The sequence below is a fragment of the Micromonospora carbonacea genome (assembly GCF_014205165.1).
Lineage (GTDB): Bacteria > Actinomycetota > Actinomycetes > Mycobacteriales > Micromonosporaceae > Micromonospora > Micromonospora carbonacea.
In genome coordinates this window covers 3,474,718-3,494,098 of the sequence record NZ_JACHMZ010000001.1, presented here as the reverse complement: position 1 = coordinate 3,494,098, position 19,381 = coordinate 3,474,718, and the positions used below count along the sequence as shown (strand labels likewise).

Annotated in this window: 15 protein-coding genes; 10 read left to right on the top strand and 5 right to left on the bottom strand. The window is 73.9% G+C overall.

From position 1 onward, the window contains the following. Positions 1 to 3 precede the first annotated feature (3 nt). Positions 4 to 867, top strand: coding sequence for a DODA-type extradiol aromatic ring-opening family dioxygenase (locus HDA31_RS15030; RefSeq protein ID WP_074476092.1), 864 nt, complete (start codon positions 4 to 6; stop codon positions 865 to 867). After that, on the top strand, positions 864 to 1,226 hold the full coding sequence (locus tag HDA31_RS15025) for a hypothetical protein (protein ID WP_178064740.1): 363 nt from the start codon (positions 864 to 866) through the stop codon (positions 1,224 to 1,226). The genes HDA31_RS15030 and HDA31_RS15025 overlap by 4 nt, the downstream gene beginning before the upstream one ends. Before the next feature lie 125 nt (positions 1,227 to 1,351). On the opposite strand, the gene HDA31_RS15020 is transcribed toward HDA31_RS15025, so the two are convergent. Both HDA31_RS15020 and HDA31_RS15015 read right to left on the bottom strand, forming a co-directional pair. Further along, entirely contained in the window at positions 1,352 to 2,806 is a 1,455-nt protein-coding gene (locus HDA31_RS15020; protein WP_246384622.1) for a family 43 glycosylhydrolase, read from the bottom strand. A 22-nt stretch (positions 2,807 to 2,828) separates the two neighbouring features. After that, positions 2,829 to 5,369 (bottom strand): alpha-L-arabinofuranosidase family protein, encoded by a 2,541-nt coding sequence (locus HDA31_RS15015; protein WP_178064742.1) that lies wholly within the window; start codon positions 5,367 to 5,369, stop codon positions 2,829 to 2,831. A gap of 523 nt (positions 5,370 to 5,892) precedes the next feature. Here HDA31_RS15015 and kdpF point away from each other — a divergent pair. From kdpF to HDA31_RS14985, 6 genes are all read left to right on the top strand, one after another. Further along, positions 5,893 to 5,982 carry a K(+)-transporting ATPase subunit F gene (kdpF, locus tag HDA31_RS32255; RefSeq protein ID WP_178064743.1) on the top strand — a complete coding sequence of 30 codons (90 nt, stop codon included), beginning with the start codon at positions 5,893 to 5,895 and terminating at the stop codon, positions 5,980 to 5,982. Continuing rightward, positions 5,982 to 7,637, top strand: coding sequence for a potassium-transporting ATPase subunit KdpA (gene kdpA, locus HDA31_RS15005; RefSeq protein WP_178064744.1), 1,656 nt, complete (start codon positions 5,982 to 5,984; stop codon positions 7,635 to 7,637). The genes kdpF and kdpA overlap by 1 nt, the downstream gene beginning before the upstream one ends. 20 nt (positions 7,638 to 7,657) lie before the next feature. Beyond that, positions 7,658 to 9,838 carry a potassium-transporting ATPase subunit KdpB gene (gene kdpB, locus HDA31_RS15000; RefSeq protein ID WP_178064745.1) on the top strand — a complete coding sequence of 727 codons (2,181 nt, stop codon included), beginning with the start codon at positions 7,658 to 7,660 and terminating at the stop codon, positions 9,836 to 9,838. Next, positions 9,838 to 10,719 (top strand): potassium-transporting ATPase subunit C, encoded by an 882-nt coding sequence (locus HDA31_RS14995; RefSeq protein ID WP_178064746.1) that lies wholly within the window; start codon positions 9,838 to 9,840, stop codon positions 10,717 to 10,719. The genes kdpB and HDA31_RS14995 overlap by 1 nt, the downstream gene beginning before the upstream one ends. Before the next feature lie 75 nt (positions 10,720 to 10,794). After that, positions 10,795 to 13,401, top strand: a complete 2,607-nt coding sequence (locus HDA31_RS14990) for a sensor histidine kinase (RefSeq protein WP_178064747.1) — start codon at positions 10,795 to 10,797, stop codon at positions 13,399 to 13,401. Then, entirely contained in the window at positions 13,398 to 14,084 is a 687-nt protein-coding gene (locus HDA31_RS14985; RefSeq protein ID WP_178064748.1) for a response regulator, read from the top strand. Before HDA31_RS14990 ends, HDA31_RS14985 begins: the two co-directional genes overlap by 4 nt. Positions 14,085 to 14,161: 77 nt before the next feature. Here the strand turns inward: HDA31_RS14985 and HDA31_RS14980 are convergent, their stop codons facing one another. Together HDA31_RS14980 and HDA31_RS32980 are read right to left on the bottom strand one after the other, a co-directional pair. Then, positions 14,162 to 14,542 (bottom strand): YccF domain-containing protein, encoded by a 381-nt coding sequence (locus tag HDA31_RS14980; RefSeq protein ID WP_178064749.1) that lies wholly within the window; start codon positions 14,540 to 14,542, stop codon positions 14,162 to 14,164. Positions 14,543 to 14,589: 47 nt separating this feature from the next. Then, positions 14,590 to 15,324 (bottom strand): DUF2470 domain-containing protein, encoded by a 735-nt coding sequence (locus HDA31_RS32980; protein ID WP_178064750.1) that lies wholly within the window; start codon positions 15,322 to 15,324, stop codon positions 14,590 to 14,592. Between the two features lie 46 nt (positions 15,325 to 15,370). On the opposite strand from HDA31_RS32980, the gene rpsD reads away from it, so the two are divergent. Next, a complete protein-coding gene (gene rpsD / locus HDA31_RS14970; protein WP_074476080.1) occupies positions 15,371 to 15,979 on the top strand; it encodes a 30S ribosomal protein S4 in 609 nt (202 codons plus the stop codon). Positions 15,980 to 16,007: 28 nt separating this feature from the next. Here rpsD and HDA31_RS14965 read toward each other — a convergent pair whose 3' ends face one another. Next, the gene (locus HDA31_RS14965; protein WP_178064751.1) at positions 16,008 to 16,793 is read right to left on the bottom strand and encodes an alpha/beta fold hydrolase; all 786 of its coding nucleotides are present in this window, start codon (positions 16,791 to 16,793) and stop codon (positions 16,008 to 16,010) included. Between the two features lie 155 nt (positions 16,794 to 16,948). Between HDA31_RS14965 and HDA31_RS14960 the strand changes: the two genes are divergently transcribed. Further along, the gene (locus tag HDA31_RS14960; protein WP_178064752.1) at positions 16,949 to 19,378 is read left to right on the top strand and encodes a glycogen debranching N-terminal domain-containing protein; all 2,430 of its coding nucleotides are present in this window, start codon (positions 16,949 to 16,951) and stop codon (positions 19,376 to 19,378) included. Positions 19,379 to 19,381 lie beyond the last annotated feature (3 nt).

Below are 19,381 nucleotides of genomic sequence, written 5' to 3'. Positions count from 1 at the left end.
GCCATGGCCACCGTCGTCGCGGTGATCGCCTCCACCCACCACCCGTTCTACTACCGGGCCAGCACCGCCACCGGCGCGGACCGTCCCCCCTTCGCCGACGAGTGGGTCAGCAAGATCCTCGCCTTCCGGGAGACCCTGACCAGGGCGAGGCCGGACGTGCTGGTGATGGTCGGCTCCGACCACTTCCACCAGCTCTGGCTCGACAACATGCCGCAGTTCCTCGTCGGCAAGGCCCCGTTCTACGACGCGAACTGGTACAACGAGGAACGCGAGTTCGGGCTGCCGCGGATGCTGCTCACCGGCCAGGAGGACCTGTCCGGGCACATCCTGCGCGCCGGCCTGGACGCCGGCTTCGACCTGGCGTTCAGCAACGAGCTGCGCATCGACCACAGCATCACCTGCCCGATCGTCACGCTGCGCCCCGAGGCCGACCTGCCGATCGTGCCGATCTACACCAACATCTTCGCCCCGCCGCTGCCGCAGCCGAAGCGCTTCGTCCAGCTCGGCCAGGCCATCCGCGAGATCGTCGAGTCGTGGCCGTCGCACCTGCGGGTGGCGATCATCGGCACCGGCCACCTGTCGCTGGAGCTCGGCGGGCCCCGCCAGTTCGGCCCGCACGGCCCCGACCCCGAGTTCGACCGCCGGGCCGTGGAGTGGATCGCCAACGGCGACCTCGACGGCTGCCTGTCGGAGGTGACCCTCGACAGCCTGCACGCCCCCGGCAACGCCACCCACGGCTTCATGGACTTCATGCTCATGATGGGCGTCGCGGGCGCGGGCGCGAAGGCCGACCACGTCGACACCCTCGACCTGTTCCACACGATGGAGGCCTACTTCACCTGGTACCCGAACGGAGCGCCGGCATGAGCAGGTACCTGGTGGACAAGTTCCTCTACACCGTCGACCGGGACCCGGAGCTGGTGGAGCGCTACCGGGCCGACCCGGAGGCCCTGGTGCGGTGGTGGGAGGCCGAGCGGGCCAACGCCGTGCTCAACTGCCACACCGGCGAGGCCAGCACCTGGCTGCGGTTCACCCCGGCCGAGCGGGCCGCCCTGATCGCCCACGACCACGTCGCGCTGTTCCGGCTGGGCGCCCACCCGTTCCTCACCCTGACGCTGTTCATCGCCATGTTCGAGCGGGACAACACCGAGCCGCTGGAGTACCAGAAGGCGTACGCCGCCCGGCTGGCCCACTTCGACCTGCCGTACCCGGACATCGCGACCTGACCGGTGGGCGCGGCGGCCGGGAAGCCGCGATGTGCGCGCTCACACCGGCCGGCCCCACCCATTCGGGTACGTCGACCAGTGGCGCGTCGTGGCGGTGGCCCGGCCGGGCCACCGCCACGCGCGGGTCAGCTCAGCAGGAAGGTCGTCCGGTTCCCGGCCGCCGGCCCGACGATCAGCCGGCCCCGGTCGTGCCGCAGGTACGCGGTGGCGTCGCCGGCGAGCTGGAGGGAGATCCCGCCACCGTCGCGGGGCACCCGGCGGAAGCTCGCCGAGGTCGCCTCGGGGCTGCCGGCCACCACCGGGACGATCTGGACGGTCCCGTCGACGACCCGGACGTGCCGGTCGGGGAAGTTGACCGACCGCAGCGACTCGGTGCCCGCGCCGGCCAGCCCCGGCACGAACCGGAACTGGGTGTCGGCCAGCTCGCGCACGCCGGAGTCGACCCGCAGCACGTACTCCCAGTGCCGCACGAACGCGCCGCGGGCGTCGGCGGGGGACAGGCGCACGATCGGGCCGCCCTCGCCCACGGGCACCCCGAACAGCGGCGAGCCGTCGCCGTGCCAGTACAGCCGCTGCACGCGCGTGTGCCGGTTGGGGTCGTAGAGCGGGTCGCCGGTGATGTCGCGGTAGTCGCGGGCGTGGTAGACGAGCACGTCGGTCACCCCGTCCTCGGCGACGGTGAACGAGTTGTGCCCCGGGCCGTACCGCCGGGTCTGCTCCCAGGTGGCGAAGACCGGGTCGGGGGTCTTCACCCACGACCGGTTGTCCAGCAGGTTCGCGCCCGCGTCGGCGGTCAGCAGGCCCATGCAGTAGCGGGCGTCCGTGGCGCTGGCGGAGAAGGTCAGGAACACCCGCCCGTTGCGCACCAGCACCGCCGGGCCCTCGTTGACCGCGAAGCCCTGCGTCTCCCACGCCCGCGTCGGGGTGGCGATGCGCACCGGCTTGGTGCGGATGGACCACGGCGTGTTCATCTCGGCGATGTACAGGCTGGTGTTGACCGCGATCTCTGGCTCGGCCTGCGCCCACACCAGGTAGCGCCGCCCGGCGTGCGCGAAGGTGGTCGCGTCGAGGGAGAAGTCGTCCCACTCCGTGGCGATCTGGCCGCGCAGCGTCCACCCGGCGGGGTCGCGCGGGTCGGCCAGCCCCGACTCCAGCACGTACATCCGGATGCGGAACACGTTGTCGGAGTCCCCGGCGGCGAAGTAGACGTACCACCGCCCGTCGATGCGGTGCAGCTCCGGCGCCCAGATGTGCCCGGCCATCTTCCCGCTGGCGGGCCGCCGCCAGATCACGGACTCGGCCGCGGTGGCCAGACCGGCGATGGTGGACGCGCCCCGCACGACGATCCGGTCGTACTCCGGCACGGAGCCGGTGAAGTAGTACGTCCCGGCGACCGGCCGGGTGATGAACGGGTCGGCGCGCTGGGTGATCAGTGGGTCGACGGTGGTGACGCCGTAGACCTCGGCGTCGGTGCGGGCCACGCCGGGCCGGGGGCCGGCGGTGGCCGCGGAGGACAGCCCGGCGACCATGCCGGTCGCCGCCACCCCCAGCCCGCCGCGCAGCAGGACACGTCGGCTCATCGGGTACGTCATCGTGGCTACCTCACTTGGTCCGGATGCGCAGGAAGGTGACGGAGTTGGGCGCGAAGGTGCGGGTGAAGGTGCCGGCGATGCCGCCGACGGTCCGGGTGGCCGGCTGGATCGGCTCGGCCGAGCGGGTGTTCTGCTCGCCCGGGTCGCCGGTGATCACGGTCATCCGGGCCCGGTCGCGCACCCGCAGCCCGCCCAGGTCCACCCGGGTCACGGCGGGCCGGTCCTGGGCGTTGACCACCTTGACGATCAGCTCGCCGGTGGCGTCGTCGCGGGTGACGACCTGGGTGAACGTGCGGGTCACCCGGTCGTCGGTGAAGCTGGCCCACTCCTGGCCGTCGAGGAACAGGGTGACCCTGGTGCCGCGCACCTGCACCTTGACGTCGTAGGTGGCGCCGGTGGTGATCCGGTTCGGCTTGGCGAGCAGGGTCTCCTTGGCCCCGTTGGTGGCCTTCTCCACCGCGCCCTGGGTGTTGTTCCAGCCGCCGAGGTTCCACCAGTAGAAGTTGCCGGAGTCCTGCACCCCGAACGCGACGAGGAAGCCCTCCGCGCCGGCGTTCTTGCGGGCCTTGAGCGTCAGGTCGTAGTCGCTGGCCGTGACGTCGGCGGCCCTGACCAGCGTGTCCTGCGCGCCGGTGTCCGACTGGGTGTACGCGCCGTCGACCACCGACCAGGAGCCCCGGTTCGCCAGCGGCGTCCAGGCGTCGGCCCCGGCGGAGAAGTCGTCGGCGAACAGCACCGTGCCGTCGGGGGTGGTCACCCGCACGTCGTCGTACGTCGCCGAGGTGGCCCAGGTCGACAGGCCGATCCCGCCGGTGATCGGCGTCGGCGCGGTGGACGGGCCGGTGACCCGGCTCGGCACGGTCCGGTCGCCGACGTTGTTCATGAACAGCTTCTGCACCTGGTAGCTGGTGGAGCCCCACGACTCGTCGTTGTCGAACCAGATCAGGTCCGGGCGCCACTGGACGTTGTCCACGTTGGCCAGCAGCGGCGCGTACGAGGCCATCCGCACCACGTCGGCGTTGCGCTCCAGGCCGGTCAGGTACGCCGCCTCGGCCAGCGAGTTGGCCAGCTTGTTGCCCTGTGAGGCGTACTCGCCGAGGAAGACCTTCGGGCCGGCGCGGTCGTAGGAGTCGTAGCGGGTGGTGTTCTGCAGGAACCACGCCGGGCTGTTGTAGTAGTGCTCGTCGACCATGTCGACGCCGGCGTCGCGGTTGAGCTGCCAGAGCCGGTCGAAGGTCGCGCCGGCGTCGTCGGGGCCGGAGTTGCCGATGACGGTGATCCCCGGGTGCGCCGCCTCGATCGCGGCGCGGAACCTCTGGAAGTTGGCGAAGTAGGCGTCGGGCAGGTTCTCCTCGTTGCCGACGGCGAGGTGGGTCAGGCCGAACGGCCGGGGGTGCCCCATCGAGGCGCGCAGGCGGCCCCAGGTGGAGCTGGCCGGCCCGTTGGCGAACTCGATCAGGTCGAGGGTGTCGGCGATGTGGCGTTGCAGCAGGGCCTCGTCGGCGGTGGCCTGGTTCTGGCCGCAGCCGGTGACCAGGGCGGGCACGACGGGCAGCGGCATCGCGCCGATGTCCTCGGCGAACTGGAAGTACTCGTAGTAGCCCAGGCCGTAGGACTGGTTGTAGCCCCAGAAGTTGGCGTTGGTGGCACGGGTCTCGACCGGGCCGACGGTGTCCTTCCACTGGTAGGAGCGGGCCCGGGGCCAGTTCGAGGCGGCGTCGTAGCCGTACATGCTGCCGGTGTTGACCAGGCAGCCGCCGGGGAAGCGGACGAAGCCGGGCTTCAGCGCCGCGATCTTCTCGGCGAGGTCGCGGCGCAGGCCGTTGGGGCGCTTGCGGAAGGTGTCGCGGGGGAACAGCGAGACCATGTCCAGCCGCAGGACGCCGGTGCCGCCCGCGCGCACGGACAGTCGGCCCGCGTCGGTGCTGCGGGTCGCCTTCAGCGTTCCGGTGTACTTCGTCCAGCGGTCGCCGCGCACGGCGCGGGTCAGGGGCACGGCGAGCGGCTGGCCGGCGGCGTCGTGCAGGGTGACGGTCAGGGGGGTCCCGGCGGCGGCGTCGGTGCGGGCCCAGACCGAGAAGTCGTACGCGCCGCCGGCGCGCAGCGCGATCCCGGTGGTGAAGCCGGCGTTCGTCACGCCGTACCGGCCGCCGCCGGGGTTGTCGAGGTCGAGGCGCAGGTAGGTGCGGTTGCGCTCGTGCAGCCGGGCGGCGTCGTCCGCCGTGGACGCGACGCCGACGCCGCCGGCGTCGGCGGTGGGTGTCCAGCCGGTCAGCGGGCTGTAGGACGGGTTGTCGGCCGGGCCGAACTCGAAGGAGCGGTTGCGGACCAGCTCGGCGTAGAGCCCGCCGTCGGCGGCGAAGTTGATGTCCTCGAAGAACACCCCGTACAGGGAGTGGCTGATCGGGGTGCCGGCGGCGGCCGGGTCGACGGTGATGGTGTATTCGGGCTGCGGGGCCGGCGTCCTGGCCAGGCCGGGCGCGGCGGTGGCGACGGTGGTGGCCACCAGCGCGGCCGCCGCGAGGCCGAGCAGTGGGTGCGGTCGGAACATGTGTGCCTCCTGGACATCGGCACCGCCCCGGGCGCGCCGGGGCCGGGGCCCGACGCGCCGCGCCCCGGCCGGCCGGACGGACCTGGATGTGAGCGCTAACACGGGGGAGTATTGCCGGCCGATGAAAACCGGTCAATAGCCGGGTTACCGGGAAGTGCCTCCGGAGCGCCTCTTCCTGCGGCCGGCGTACCCCCGGTGGCGCTGCGCGACCGGGCGGTCACCCTGGCCACCTGCCCGCCGGGCCGCCCCGGCGCGACGGCTCCGGCCCGGCGGGGTGACCGCGCTCACGGCCGCGATCGGTCCGCGTGAAAACGGCGTCAAGAAACGGCCCGTCGCCGTCACGGTCGCGTTATGGCCCCTGTCCGCGCGCCGCGCGGCGGGATGTGATGGCCCGGCGCGGCCGGCCCGGTCGCGGCGACCGCGTCCGGTAGGAGGAAACGACCGTGTCCGACCTGGGGTACGTGCTGGTGACGGTGGCGCTGTTCGCGGCGCTCGCCCTCCTGGTGAGGGGCGTGGAGAAGCTGTGAACGCCGTCAACGCCGTCGGCCTGGTGCTGGCGATCGGCCTGGGCGTGTTCCTGGTGATCGCCCTGCTGTTTCCGGAGCGGTTCTGATGACCACGACGACAGCCGGCGTGCTGTCCGCGCTCTCGCTCGTGGCGGCCCTGGCCGTCGCCTACCGGCCGTTCGGCGACCACCTGTACCGCGTGGTGGCGGGCACCCGGCACGCCCGCGTCGAGCGGGTCGTCTACCGCCTGGTCGGGGTCGACCCGGCCGCCGGGCAGACCTGGGGCGTGTACGCCCGCGCGGTGCTGGCCTTCTCCGCCGTCTCGATCCTGTTCCTGTACGCGTTCCAGCGCGTGCAGGACCACCTGTGGCTGTCCCTGGGCTTCGCCCCGGTGGTGCCGCACGGGGCGTGGAACACCGCCGTGTCGTTCGTGACCAACACGAACTGGCAGTGGTATTCGGGCGAGTCGACCATGGGCCACCTGGTGCAGATGGCCGGGCTGGCGGTGCAGAACTTCGTCTCCGCCGCCGTCGGCATCGCCGTCGCGGTCGCCCTGGTCCGCGGGTTCGCCCGGGGCCGCACGGGTGAGCTGGGCAACTTCTGGGTCGACCTGACCCGGATCGTGCTGCGGGTCCTGCTGCCCGTGGCGGTGCTCGGGGCGCTCGTGCTGATGCTCGGCGGCGTGGTGCAGAACCTCTCCGCCGGCAGCGACGTCACCACGCTCACCGGCGGGACCCAGACGATCACCGGCGGGCCCGTGGCCAGCCAGGAAGTGATCAAGGAGCTGGGCACCAACGGCGGCGGCTTCTACAACGCCAACAGCGCCCATCCGTTCGAGAACCCGACGGCCTGGACGAACTGGCTGGAGATCTTCCTCCTCCTGGTGATCCCGTTCAGCCTGCCCCGGGTGTTCGGCCGGATGGTCGGCCAGCACCGGCAGGGGTACGCCATCGCCGCGGTCATGGCGGTCCTGGCGGTGGCGAGCGTCGCCCTGACCAACGTCTTCGAGCTGGCGGGCCACGGCACGGTGCCGCAGGCGGTCGGGGCGGCGCTGGAGGGCAAGGAGGTGCGCTTCGGGGTGTCGGGCTCGGCGACCTTCGCCGCGGCGACGACGCTCACCTCCACCGGCGCGGTGAATTCGTTCCACGACTCGTACACGGCCCTGGGCGGGATGATGCCGCTGGTCAACATGATGCTCGGCGAGGTGGCGCCCGGCGGGGTGGGCTCCGGCCTCTACGGCATGCTGGTCCTCGCGGTGATCACCGTCTTCGTCGCCGGCCTGATGGTGGGCCGGACCCCGGAGTACGTGGGCAAGCGGATCGGCGCGCGGGAGATCAAGCTCGCGTCGCTGTACTTCCTGGTCACCCCGGCGCTGGTGCTGACCGGCACGGCGGCTGCCTTCGCCACCGGCAACGACTCGACGGCCCTGAACACCGGCCCGCATGGCCTGTCCGAGGTGCTGTACGCGTTCACCTCGGCGAGCAACAACAACGGCTCCGCGTTCGCCGGCATCACGGTCGGCACCCCGTGGTGGAACACCGCCCTGGGCCTGTGCATGCTGCTGGGCCGGTTCCTGCCGATCATCTTCGTGCTCGCCCTGGCCGGCGCCCTGGCCCGCCAGACGCCCACCCCCGCCACCGAGGGCACCCTGCCGACCCACCGGCCGCTGTTCGTCGGGATGGTCGTCGGCGTCACGGTGCTCCTGGTGGCGCTGACCTTCCTGCCCGCCCTCGCGCTCGGCCCCCTCGCCGAGGGGCTGTGACCACCATGAGAGAGAAGGACATGACCACGTCCACGCCGGCACCGCACGGCACCGCCGGCACGCCCGCCACCCGGGGCAACCCGGCCGGCGGCGGCCTGCTCGACCCGGGGCAGCTCCTGGCCGCCCTGCCGGACGCGCTGCGCAAGCTCGACCCGCGCACCCTGTGGCGCAACCCGGTGCTGCTGATCGTGGAGCTCGGCGCGGCCTTCACCACCGTGCTCGCCGTGACCGACCCCTCGGTCTTCGCCTGGGCCATCACCGGCTGGCTCTGGCTCACCGTCGTCTTCGCCAACCTCGCCGAGGCCGTTGCAGAGGGACGCGGCAAGGCCCAGGCCGCCACCCTGCGCCGGGCCAAGCAGGAGACCATCGCCACCCGGCTGGTCGGCTGGTCTGCGGGCGCGCCCGCAGACGCGTACCGGGACGAGGCGGTGCCCGCCGCCGAGCTGCGGCAGGGCGATGTCGTGCTCGTCCGCGCCGGCGGGACCATCCCCGGCGACGGCGACGTCGTCGAGGGCATCGCCAGCGTCGACGAGTCGGCCATCACCGGCGAGTCCGCCCCCGTCATCCGGGAGTCGGGCGGCGACCGCAGCGCCGTCACCGGCGGCACGAGGGTGCTCTCCGACCGGATCGTCGTGCGGATCACCCAGCGGCCGGGGGAGAGCTTCGTCGACCGGATGATCGCCCTGGTCGAGGGCGCGAACCGGCAGAAGACGCCGAACGAGATCGCGCTCAACATCCTGCTCGCCGCGCTCACCCTCATCTTCCTGCTGGCCGTGGTCACGCTCCAGCCCCTCGCCATCTTCTCGAAGGGCTACCAGGGCGCGGCGCCCGAGACCGGCGCGATCACCGACGCCGGCGTCAGCGGCGTGGTGCTGGTGTCGTTGCTGGTCTGCCTCATTCCCACCACCATCGGCGCGCTGCTCTCGGCGATCGGCATCGCCGGCATGGACCGCCTGGTGCAGCGCAACGTGTTGGCCATGAGCGGCCGGGCCGTCGAGGCCGCCGGTGACGTGCACACCCTGCTGCTGGACAAGACCGGCACCATCACCCTCGGCAACCGGCAGGCGGCCGAGTTCCGGCCCGTCGACGGGGTCGACGCCGCCGAGCTGGCCGACGCGGCCCAACTGTCCAGCCTCGCCGACGAGACCCCCGAGGGCCGGTCCGTGATCGTCCTCGCCAGGAACGACTTCGGGCTGCGGGAGCGGGAACCGGGCCTCGTGCCGCACGCCACGTTCGTGCCGTTCACCGCCCAGACCCGGATGAGCGGCGTCGACCTCGCCCCGGACGGCGCCACCGGTCCCGCCCGGCGGGTCCGCAAGGGCGCGGCGGCAGCCGTGACGAATTGGGTCCGTGAGCACGGCGGCCACCCCACCGAGCAGGTCGGCCAGGTGGTCGACGAGATCAGCGGGCTCGGCGGCACCCCGCTCGTGGTGGCCGAGCACGTCCGGGGCGCACCGGCGCGGGCGCTCGGCGTGATCCACCTCAAGGACGTGGTCAAGCCGGGCATGCGGGAGCGCTTCGACGAGATGCGCCGGATGGGCATCCGCACCGTCATGATCACGGGCGACAATCCGCGCACCGCGCAGGCGATCGCCGACGAGGCCGGGGTGGACGACTTCCTCGCCGAGGCCACGCCGGAGGACAAGCTCGACCTGATCAGGCGCGAGCAGGCCGGCGGCCGGCTGGTCGCGATGACCGGTGACGGCACCAACGACGCCCCGGCGCTGGCCCAGGCCGACGTCGGGGTGGCCATGAACACCGGCACGTCGGCGGCGAAGGAGGCCGGCAACATGGTCGACCTCGACTCCGACCCGACCAAGCTCATCGAGATCGTCGAGATCGGCAAGCAGCTCCTCATCACCCGGGGCGCCCTGACGACCTTCTCCATCGCCAACGACGTCGCGAAGTACTTCGCGATCATCCCGGCCATGTTCGCCGGCATCTACCCGGGCCTGGACACGCTGAACGTCATGCGGCTGGCCAGCCCGGAGTCCGCGATCCTCGCGGCCGTCGTCTTCAACGCGATCGTCATCGTCGCGCTCATCCCGCTGGCCCTGCGGGGCGTGCGCTACCGGCCTGCGGCGGCGGCGACGCTGCTGCGCCGCAACCTGCTGGTCTACGGCCTCGGCGGCATTGTCGTGCCGTTCGTCGGCATCAAGCTCATCGACCTGCTCGTCCAGTTCGTCCCGGGGATCTCGTGATGCGCCCACCCACCTGGCTCGCCCAACACCTGGCCGCCCTGCGCGCCCTGCTCGTGCTCACCGCCCTGCTCGGCCTCGCGTACCCGCTCGCCCTGGTCGCCGCCGCCCGGCTGCCCGGCCTCGACGCCCGCGCCGACGGATCGCTCGTCACCGCCGGCGGCCGGACCGTCGGCAGCGCGTTCCTCGGCCAGGCGTTCACCGACGCCGCCGGCGACCCCGTCCCGCGCTACTTCCAGTCCCGCCCCTCGGCGGCCGGCGACGGCTACGATCCCACCGCCACGGCGGCGAGCAACCTCGGCCCGGAGAGCGTCGTCGACACCCTGGCCGCCGACCCCGCCGATTCGTCGACGAGCCTGCTCACCCGGGTCTGCGCCCGCAGCCGGGCCGTCGGCGCGCTGAACGGGGTGGACGGGCGGCGGCCGTACTGCACCGCCGACGGGGTCGGCGCCGTCCTCGGCGTGTTCCGTCGCGACGGGTTCACCGGCCCGGTCACCCGCGTCGTCAGCGTCAACCAGACCGCCCCCGCCACCCCGTTCGTGGCCACCTGGCAGGGCGTCGCGGTGGAGCTGGCGCGGCCCGGCGAGGACTACGTCGCCGCCGGCGCGGTGCTCGTCCCGGTGCGCGGCGACGCCCCGGCCGACCCGGCCGTGCCCGCCGACGCGGTCACCGCCAGCGGCAGCGGCCTCGACCCGCACATCAGCCCCGCGTACGCCGAACTCCAGGTCGCCCGCGTGGCCCGCGAGCGCGGCGCGGACCCGGCGGCCGTCCGGCGGCTGGTGGCCGCGCACACCACCGGCCGGGCGCTGGGCTTCCTGGGCGAGCCCGGCGTTAACGTGCTGGAGCTGAACCTCGCCCTCGACCGGCGGCTCCCCGGTCGTTGAACCCTGGCCGGGGCGGACCGCCGACGCCCGCCCCGGCCCACGTCGGCCACGTCGACCCATGGAAGGAGGAACACGGTGCCCACCGGAGAGCTGCGCGTCTACCTCGGGGCCGCGCCCGGCGTCGGCAAGACGTACGCGATGCTCGAAGAGGCCCGACGGCGGGCCGCGCGCGGCACCGACGTGGTGATCGGGCTGGTCGAGACCCACGGCCGCCCGCACACCGCCGCCATGGTCGGCGACCTCGAACAGGTGCCCCGGCGGGTCCTCACCCACCGGGGCGTGCAGCTCACCGAGCTGGACCTCGACGGCGTGCTGGCCCGCCGCCCCGAGGTCGTCGTCGTCGACGAGCTGGCCCACACCAACGTGCCCGGCTCCCGCCACGAGAAGCGCTGGCAGGACGTGCGGGAGCTGCTCGACGCCGGCATCACCGTGCTGACCACCGTCAACGTCCAGCACCTGGAGTCGCTCAACGACGTGGTCGCCCGGATCACCGGCACCACCCAGCGCGAGACCGTCCCGGACGCCGTCGTCCGCGCCGCCGAGCAGGTCGAGCTCGTCGACATGACCCCGGAGGCGCTGCGCCGGAGGATGGCCCACGGCAACGTCTACGGCCCCGACCGGATCGACGCCGCCCTCGGCAACTACTTCCGGGTCGGCAACCTCACCGCCCTGCGCGAGCTGGCCCTGCTCTGGCTCGCCGACACCGTCGACGACCAGCTCGGCGCGTACCGCGCCCAGCAGGGCATCTCCGACACCTGGGAGGCCCGCGAACGCGTCGTCGTGGCCCTGACCGGCGGGCCGGAGGGGGACACGCTGATCCGCCGCGCCGCCCGGATCGCCGCCCGGGGCCGGGGCGCGGACCTGCTGGCCGTGCACGTCGCCCGCAGCGACGGCCTGGCCGGCGCCGACCCCGCCCGGCTGGCCCGCCAGCGGGTCCTCGTCGAGGGCCTCGGCGGCACCTACCACCAGGTGCTCGGCGCGGACGTCCCGGCGGCGCTGCTCGACTTCGCCCGGGGTGTCAACGCCACCCAGCTCGTGCTCGGCGCGAGCCGCCGGGGCCGGTTCGCCCAGCTCTTCTCCCGGGGCGTCGGCGTCACCACCACCGCCCTGTCCGGGCCGATCGACGTGCACCTGGTCACCCACCCCGAGGCCGGGCGCGGCCGGCGGGCCGCCGCCACGCCGGCCGCCCTGTCGCGGCGGCGCAGGCTGCTCGGCTTCGCCCTCGCGGCGCTCGGCATGCCGGCGCTCACCCTGGGGCTGCGCACCCTGCCGGATCTCACCCTCACCAACGACATCCTGCTGTTCCTCGCCGGGGTCGTGGGGGTGGCCCTGGTCGGCGGCCTCTGGCCGGCGCTGGTCGCCGCCCTCGGCGGGTCGCTGCTGCTCAACTGGTTCTTCACCCCGCCGTACCGCACGCTGACCATCGCCGAGGCCGACAACCTGCTGGCGCTGGGCGTCTTCGTCGGCGTCGCCGTCGCCGTGAGCTGGGTCGTCGACGTTGCCGCCCGGCGCACCAGGGAGGCCGCCCGGGCCTCCGCCGACGCGCAGACCCTCGCCACCGTGGCCGGCGGCGTGCTGCGCGGCGAGCGTCCGCTGCCGGCCCTGCTGGACCGGCTGCGGGAGACGTTCGCGCTGCGCGCGGTCAGCGTCCTGGAGCTGGTCGACGAGGCGCGGGGCCGCCCCGACCGGGACCGGGACCGGGCCGCCTGGCGGGTGGTGGCCAGCGTCGGGGACGCCCCGGCCGGCAGCCCCGACGCGGGGGAGACGGCCGTGCCCGTCGACGACACGCTCACCGTCGTGCTGTCCGGCCGGCGGTTGGCGGCCGCCGACCGGCGCGTCGTCGAGGCGTTCGCCGCCCAGGCCGCCGTCGCGCTGCGGCAGGAACGCCTCGCTGTTCAGGCCGCCGCCGCCGGGCCCCTCGCGGAGGCCGACCGGATGCGCACCGCGCTGCTCGCCGCCGTCAGCCACGACCTGCGTACGCCCCTGGCGTCGGCGAAGGCGGCGGTGAGCAGCCTGCGCAGCCCCGACGTCGAGTTCGACGCCGACGACCGCGAGGAGCTGCTCGCCACCGCCGACGAGTCCCTCGACCGGTTGGGTCGGCTGGTGGCGAACCTGCTGGACATGAGCCGGTTGCAGGCCGGCGCGCTCGGCGTCACCGCCACCGCGGTCGGGCTGGAGGACGTGGTGCCCCGGGCGTTGGACGAGCTCGGCCCGGCCGCCGCCGACGTCGGCACCGACCTCCCCACGGACCTGCCCGCCGCGTGGGCCGACCCCGGGCTGCTGGAACGCGTGCTGGTCAACGTCGTCGCGAACGCCCTGCGGCACAGCCCGCCCGGCCGGCCGCCCACCGTCGCCGCCAGCGCCCACGCCGGCCAGGTCGAGCTGCGGGTGGTCGACACCGGCCCCGGCATCCCCGCCGACCAGTGGGAGCACGTCTTCCTGCCGTTCCAGCGCCTCGGCGACCGCGACAACCAGACCGGGGTGGGCCTCGGTCTCGCCCTGTCCCGCGGCCTCGTCGAGGCCATGGGTGGCACCATCACCCCCGAGACCACCCCCGGTGGGGGGCTGACCATGGTGCTGCGCCTGCCCGCCGCCGGTCCGCCGGTCCGCCCCGGGCCGCCGGAGGCCGGGGAACGGGGTCAGCCGCAAGCGCAGCACCAGCCGGAGGGGCCGCAGGAATGAGCCGCATCCTCGTCGTCGACGACGAGCCCCAGATCCTGCGCGCGCTGCGCATCAACCTGCGTGCCCGCGGCTATGACGTGCGGGTCGCCGAGACGGGCACGGCCGTGTTGAAGGCCGCCGCCGCCCACCCGCCGGACCTGGTGGTGCTCGACCTCGGGCTGCCCGACCTCGACGGCGTGGAGGTGATCCGGGGCCTGCGCGGGTGGACGAGCGTGCCGATCATCGTGCTGTCGGGCCGGGCCGGCAGCGAGGACAAGGTCGCCGCCCTCGACGCGGGCGCCGACGACTACGTCACCAAGCCCTTCGGCGTCGACGAACTGCTCGCCCGCATCCGCGCCGTCACCCGCCGCCTCGCCACCCCGTCGGCGGACGGCGCGACCCCGGCCCCGCGGGTGGGGCGGCACACGGTCGACCTGGTCGACCGCACGGTCACCCGCGACGACGGCGCGCCGGTGCGGCTCACCCCCACCCAGTGGGCGGTGCTCGACAAGCTGCTGCGCCACCCCGGCAAGCTGGTCAGCCAGCGGCAGCTGCTGCACGACGTGTGGGGACCGGAATACCAGAACGAAACCAACTACCTGCGGCAGTACATGGCCCAACTGCGGCGCAAGCTGGAGGACGACCCGGCCCGGCCCCGGCACCTGATCACCGAACCGGGCATGGGCTACCGCTACCGCCCCTGACCCCGACGGCGCAGGTCATTGCCGGGCCGCCGGCTCGGCGGCGTCGCGCTCCTCGGGGCCGGCCGACGATCCGGCGGCTACGGCGCGTCGACGACCTCCCGCCCCAGGGGCCAGAACGCGGCGGGGACGAGCTTGAAGTTGGCGATCCCGAACGGGATGCCGATGATCGTGACGCAGAGGGCGACGCCGGCGACGATGTGCGACAGGGCCAGCCACCAGCCCGCGAGCACCACCCACAGCACGTTGGCCAGACCGGAGCCGACGCCCGCGCCCGGCTTCGGCACCACCGTCCGGCCGAAGGGCCACAGCGAGTAGCTGGCCAGCCGCAGCGACGCGACGCCGAACGGGATCGTGACGACCAGCACGAAGCAGATCAGCGCCGCGATCCCGTACCCGAGGGCCAGGACGATCCCGCCGCCGAAGACGAGCCACAATACGTTCAACAGAAAGCGAATCACCCTTCGAGCATGACCGACGCCCGCCACCGGCGGTCGGGCGTGGACCCTCACCCCCGGGTGCGCAGGGCGCGGCGCGGTGGCCGGCCGAGCAGCGCGTCGAGGCGCGCGTCGAGCTGGTCTGGGTCGCGCAGCGGCCGGGCGAAGGGCAGTCGCACGTCGTGCGCACGCGCGGTGGACCCGGCGGGGGCCTGCACCCGCAGGACGATGCCGGCGCGGTCCAGCCGCAGCAGGTGGATCCGGGCGTCGGCCGGCCGCAGCCGCGCGGGGACCAGCCCGGTGAGCTGTTCCACGGTGCTCGCGTCGGTGGCGAGGCGACGCAGCAGCTCCGTCTCGGCGGGGGCGAGCGGGTCGGGGCGGGCCGTGGCGAACGCGTCCGGGTCGACCGGGGTGGTGCCGCCGGTGTCGGTGATCCCGGCCGTGGCGAGGTGCAGCACCGCGACGAGGTCGGGCCGCCGGCCGCGCAGCCCCTCGACGGTCAGCCAGCCGGTGAGGGTGGCCCGGCCGCGTACCCGGTCGGGCATCGGGACCGGGGCGAGGTCCGCCGCGTGCACGACGGCGGGCAGGTCCCCCTCCCGGGCCAGCTCCCGGGCCGCGCCGGAGTCGGCCGGCAGCTCGACGCGGAGCCGGCCGTCGGGGCCCACCCGGTGCCGGCCGGTGAGCTCGGCCCGGTGTGTCGGGGTCAGCAGCGTCACCGAGTCGGCGGCAACGAGCAGGGTACGCAGCCGCTCGGCCGGTGTGCCGGCGGCCACCGCGACGGTGGCCGGGGGGATGTTGCCCGACATCTGCACCTCCTATTAGGTTAGGCTTACCTTACCTGAGAGGCAGATGATGAATCAGTCCCGCCCCAAGGCCAAGCGGTCGCGCCGCCTCGGCATCGCCCTGACCCCCAAGTGCGTGCGGTACCTGGAGCGCCGCCCGTTCCCGCCCGGGGACCACGGCCGGGCCCGGACCAAGGACAGCGACTACAAGGTCCGGCTGCTGGAGAAGCAGCGCCTCAAGGCGCAGTACGACCTGCGGGAGGGGCAGCTGCGGCGGGCGTTCGACCGGGCGGCGCGCCGGCCGGGCAAGACCGGCGAGGAGCTCGTCGTCGACCTGGAGACCCGGCTCGACGCCCTCGTGCTGCGCGCGGGGTTCGCCCGCACCATCTACCAGGCCCGGCAGCTCGTCACCCACCAGCACCTGACCGTCAACGGCCGCCGGGTGGACCGTCCGTCGGCGCGGCTGCGCCCCGGCGACGAGATCGCGGTGGCCGCGCGCAGCCGGGGCAAGACGCCGTTCCTGGTCGCCGCCGGGGGAGCGCACGCGCCGCAGCGGCCCGCGCCGTACCTCGACGTCGACCTGGCGGGCCTCGCCGCCCGGCTCACCCGGCTGCCCCGGCGGGCCGAGGTGCCGGTGATCTGCGACGAGCAGCTCGTCGTCGAGCACTACTCCCGCTGACCGGGCGGGCCGGCCCCGCCGGTGCTGGTCAGCCGTTGAGCTCCAGGTGCCGGTCGATCATCGCGTTGACCTGGTCCGGCACCTCGAGCTGGACGAAGTGCCCCGAGCCGGCGGCCTGGCCGATGTTCGCCTGCGGGGCCAGCCGGGCGAGCCGGGCGTAGTCGGCGAACGGCGCGTTGCTGCCGACCAGGAGCAGCGGGCGGTCCCACCGGGTCAGGGCCGCCTCGTCGCCGCCGTCGCCGACGAACGCGGCCAGGGCGGCGATCGGCGCGTACGCGACCTCGGTGGACGGGCGCGCCATGGCCGAGACCACCCACTCCACCAGCCGGGGGTCGGACTGCGGCAGGAAGTACGACCGGACGATCGACTCCCGGACCGCGCCGGTGGTGTCGTCGCGCAGCGACCGGGCGATCTCCTCGATCGCGCCGGCGGCACCCGGCGGCCCGGCCACGGCGGAGTCGAGCATGACCAGGCCGGCGAAGCGGTCCCGGTCGCCGGCGGCGGCGGCGAGCGACCAGACCCCGCCCAGGCTGTGCCCGATCACGACCACCCGCCGCAGGTCGAGCTCGGCGGCCAGGGCCCGGAGCCGGGCGGCGAGCTGCTCCACGCCGTAGCCCTCGGGCGGCGGCGGGCTCTGCCCGTGCCCCGGCATGTCGACCGCGATCACCCGGGCGGGTCGGCCGGCCAGGTGCCGGGCGACCGGCTCCATGAACCGGTGGTCGCAGCACCAGCCGTGCACCAGCAGAAACGTGTCGCGCCGGCCGCGTCCGTACGTCCAGTAGCGCATCCCGGCGGCGGTGTGTCGGTCGGTCATCGGGCCCTCCCGGGCGGTGGGTGGATGAGCTTCTCGTTCCACTGAAGCGCGGCCGTCGCGGGCCGCCATAGCGTACTGTGGCCTTCGTGCCATTACATCCGTTTCGTCAGCTATAGCGGAAGGGGTGTGCGGGTGCGTGGTGACAGGAGCGCCCCGTGAGCGCGGAACTCGACCGGTTCTTCACCGGCCTCCCGGAGGCGTCCCGGGGCCGACTGCCCACCACGCCCACCGGGCTCATCGCGTTCCGCTTCGTCACCGACGACGGGTCGACCAGCACCTGGTTCGTCACCCTCGACGGCGGGCGGGCCCGGGTGGCCCGCCACGGCCACGACCCGGACTGCCTGGTGGAGATGCGGCCCGAGACGTTCGAACGGCTGGTCGCCGGCGCCGACCACAGCGTGGCGATGCTCTTTCGCGGCGTGGTGTCCGTCGAGGGCGACCTGCCGTTGTTCCTGGTCTTCCGCCGGCTGCTGCCCGTCCGCGCCGACAGCCGTGCCACCGGACCGGGCGCCGACGTGCTGCCCGACGTCGAGCGCGACGGCGTCGGGTCGCACGACACGACCAGCATCTTCTACGGCAACATGTTCATGATCAGCTCCCGCAACGGGGACGTCGTGGCCGAACCGGTCACCCCGCTCGGCCTCTTCTTCTTCGACACCCGCTTCCTGTCGACCTGGCGGCTGAGCCTCGACGGGGAACGACTCACCGAACTGTCGATCGACGACGTGCGCTCCTTCGAGTCGAAGTTCGCCCTGGTGCCCGGCGAGCCCACCCACTACGTCAACGCCACCACGTCGATCCTGCGGCACCGCTTCGTGGGGGAGGCCTTCGAGGAGGAGGTCACCCTGTTCAACTACGGTGCGGACCCGGTGCGGTACACCGTCCGGCTGGACGTCGGGGCGGACTTCGCGGAGGTGCAGGACATCCGCGACGGCCTGCGCCGGGCCCGCGAGGTGACCACCACGATCGACGGCAGCTCGCTGCGGCTGCACTACCGCAGACACACCCTGCACCGGGAGACGGTCGTCTCGGCCAGCGCGCCCGCCAGCGTCGACGAGCGCGGATTCTCCTTCGCGGTCTCCGTCGCCCCGCACGACACCTGGACGGTCCGGCTGCGCGTGCTGACCCTGGTGCGGGACCTGCGCCGACGGGACCTGCGGGAACGGCTGCGCAGCTCCATCCACCGGTCCCGCGCCGAGGCCGGCCGGGAGATCGACGAGATCGTCGCCGGGGTGCCCGAGCTGCGCGCCGACCACGGGCCGCTGGCCGAGGCGTACCGGCGCAGCGTGCGCGACCTGGCCGCCCTGTACTACCCGGGCCTCAACTACCGCGACCGGCTGCCCGCCACCGGCCTGCCCTGGTCGATGACCCTGCTCGGCCGGGAGAGCCTGGTCAGCAGCCTCCAGGTGCTGCCGTTCCTGCCGCACCGGGCCGTGAGCACGCTGCGGATCCTGGCGCTGAGCCAGGGCGCCCGGATGGACCCGTTCCGCGGCGAGCAGCCGGGCCGGATCGTCCAGGAGAGCCGCTACGGCGAGTCGGCCGCCTTCGCCGACACCCCCGACGCGACCGACTTCTCCGCCGCCGACACCACGCCGCTGTTCGTCATCCTGCTCGACGAGTACGAACGCTGGACCGGCGACGCCGAGCTGGTCCGCCGCTACGAGTTCGAGGTCCGCGCCGCGATCGGCTGGCTCGACGACTACGCCGACGCGGTCGGCGACGGCTACGTCTGGTCCAGCCGCCGGCAGCGCCGGGCCGGGCCGGTCAACGAGAGCTGGCGCAACTCGGCGCAGGCCATCTGCTTCCGCGACGGCCGGCTCGCCAGCTACCCGCAGGCGATCTGCGAGATCCAGGGGTACGCCTACGACGCCCGGCTGCGGGCGGCCCGGATGGCCCGGCTGTTCTGGAACGACCCGGCCTACGCCGACCGGCTCGAACGCGACGCCGTCGCCCTGCGGGAGCGGTTCGACCGGGACTTCTGGATGCCCGACCGGGGCTGCTACGCGCTGGCGTTGCAGGCCGACGGCCAGCGGGTCGACGCGCTGGCGTCCAACCTCGGGCACCTGCTGTGGAGCGGGATCGTCGCGCCGGAACGCGCCGCGGGCGTGGTGGGCCACCTCCTCGGGCCGGCCCTGTTCTCCGGCTGGGGGGTGCGCACCCTGGCCAGCACCGAGGGGCAGTTCAATCCGCTGGGCCACCACACCGGCGCGATCTGGCCGGCGGACAACTCCCTCATCGTCTGGGGGCTGCGCCGCTACGGCTTCCGCCAGGAGGCGGCCCGGATCGCGCTGGCGCTGCTGGAGGCGGGACAGCACTTCGAGGGCGCGCTGCCCCCGTACTTCGCCGGCTACGACCGGGCCGTCACCCGGGTGCCCGTGCCGCACCACTTCACCGACAACCCGTACGCGCCCTCCGCCGGGGCGCCGCTGCTGCTGCTGCGCGCGCTGCTCGGCCTCGAACCCCACAACGACCACCTGGCGGTCGACGCCGGGGTGCCGGAGGAGATGGGCCAGATCGAGCTGCTCGACATCCGGGGCCGCTGGGGGTACGCCGACGCCCTGGGCCGGGGCCGGCCCTTCCGGTGATCC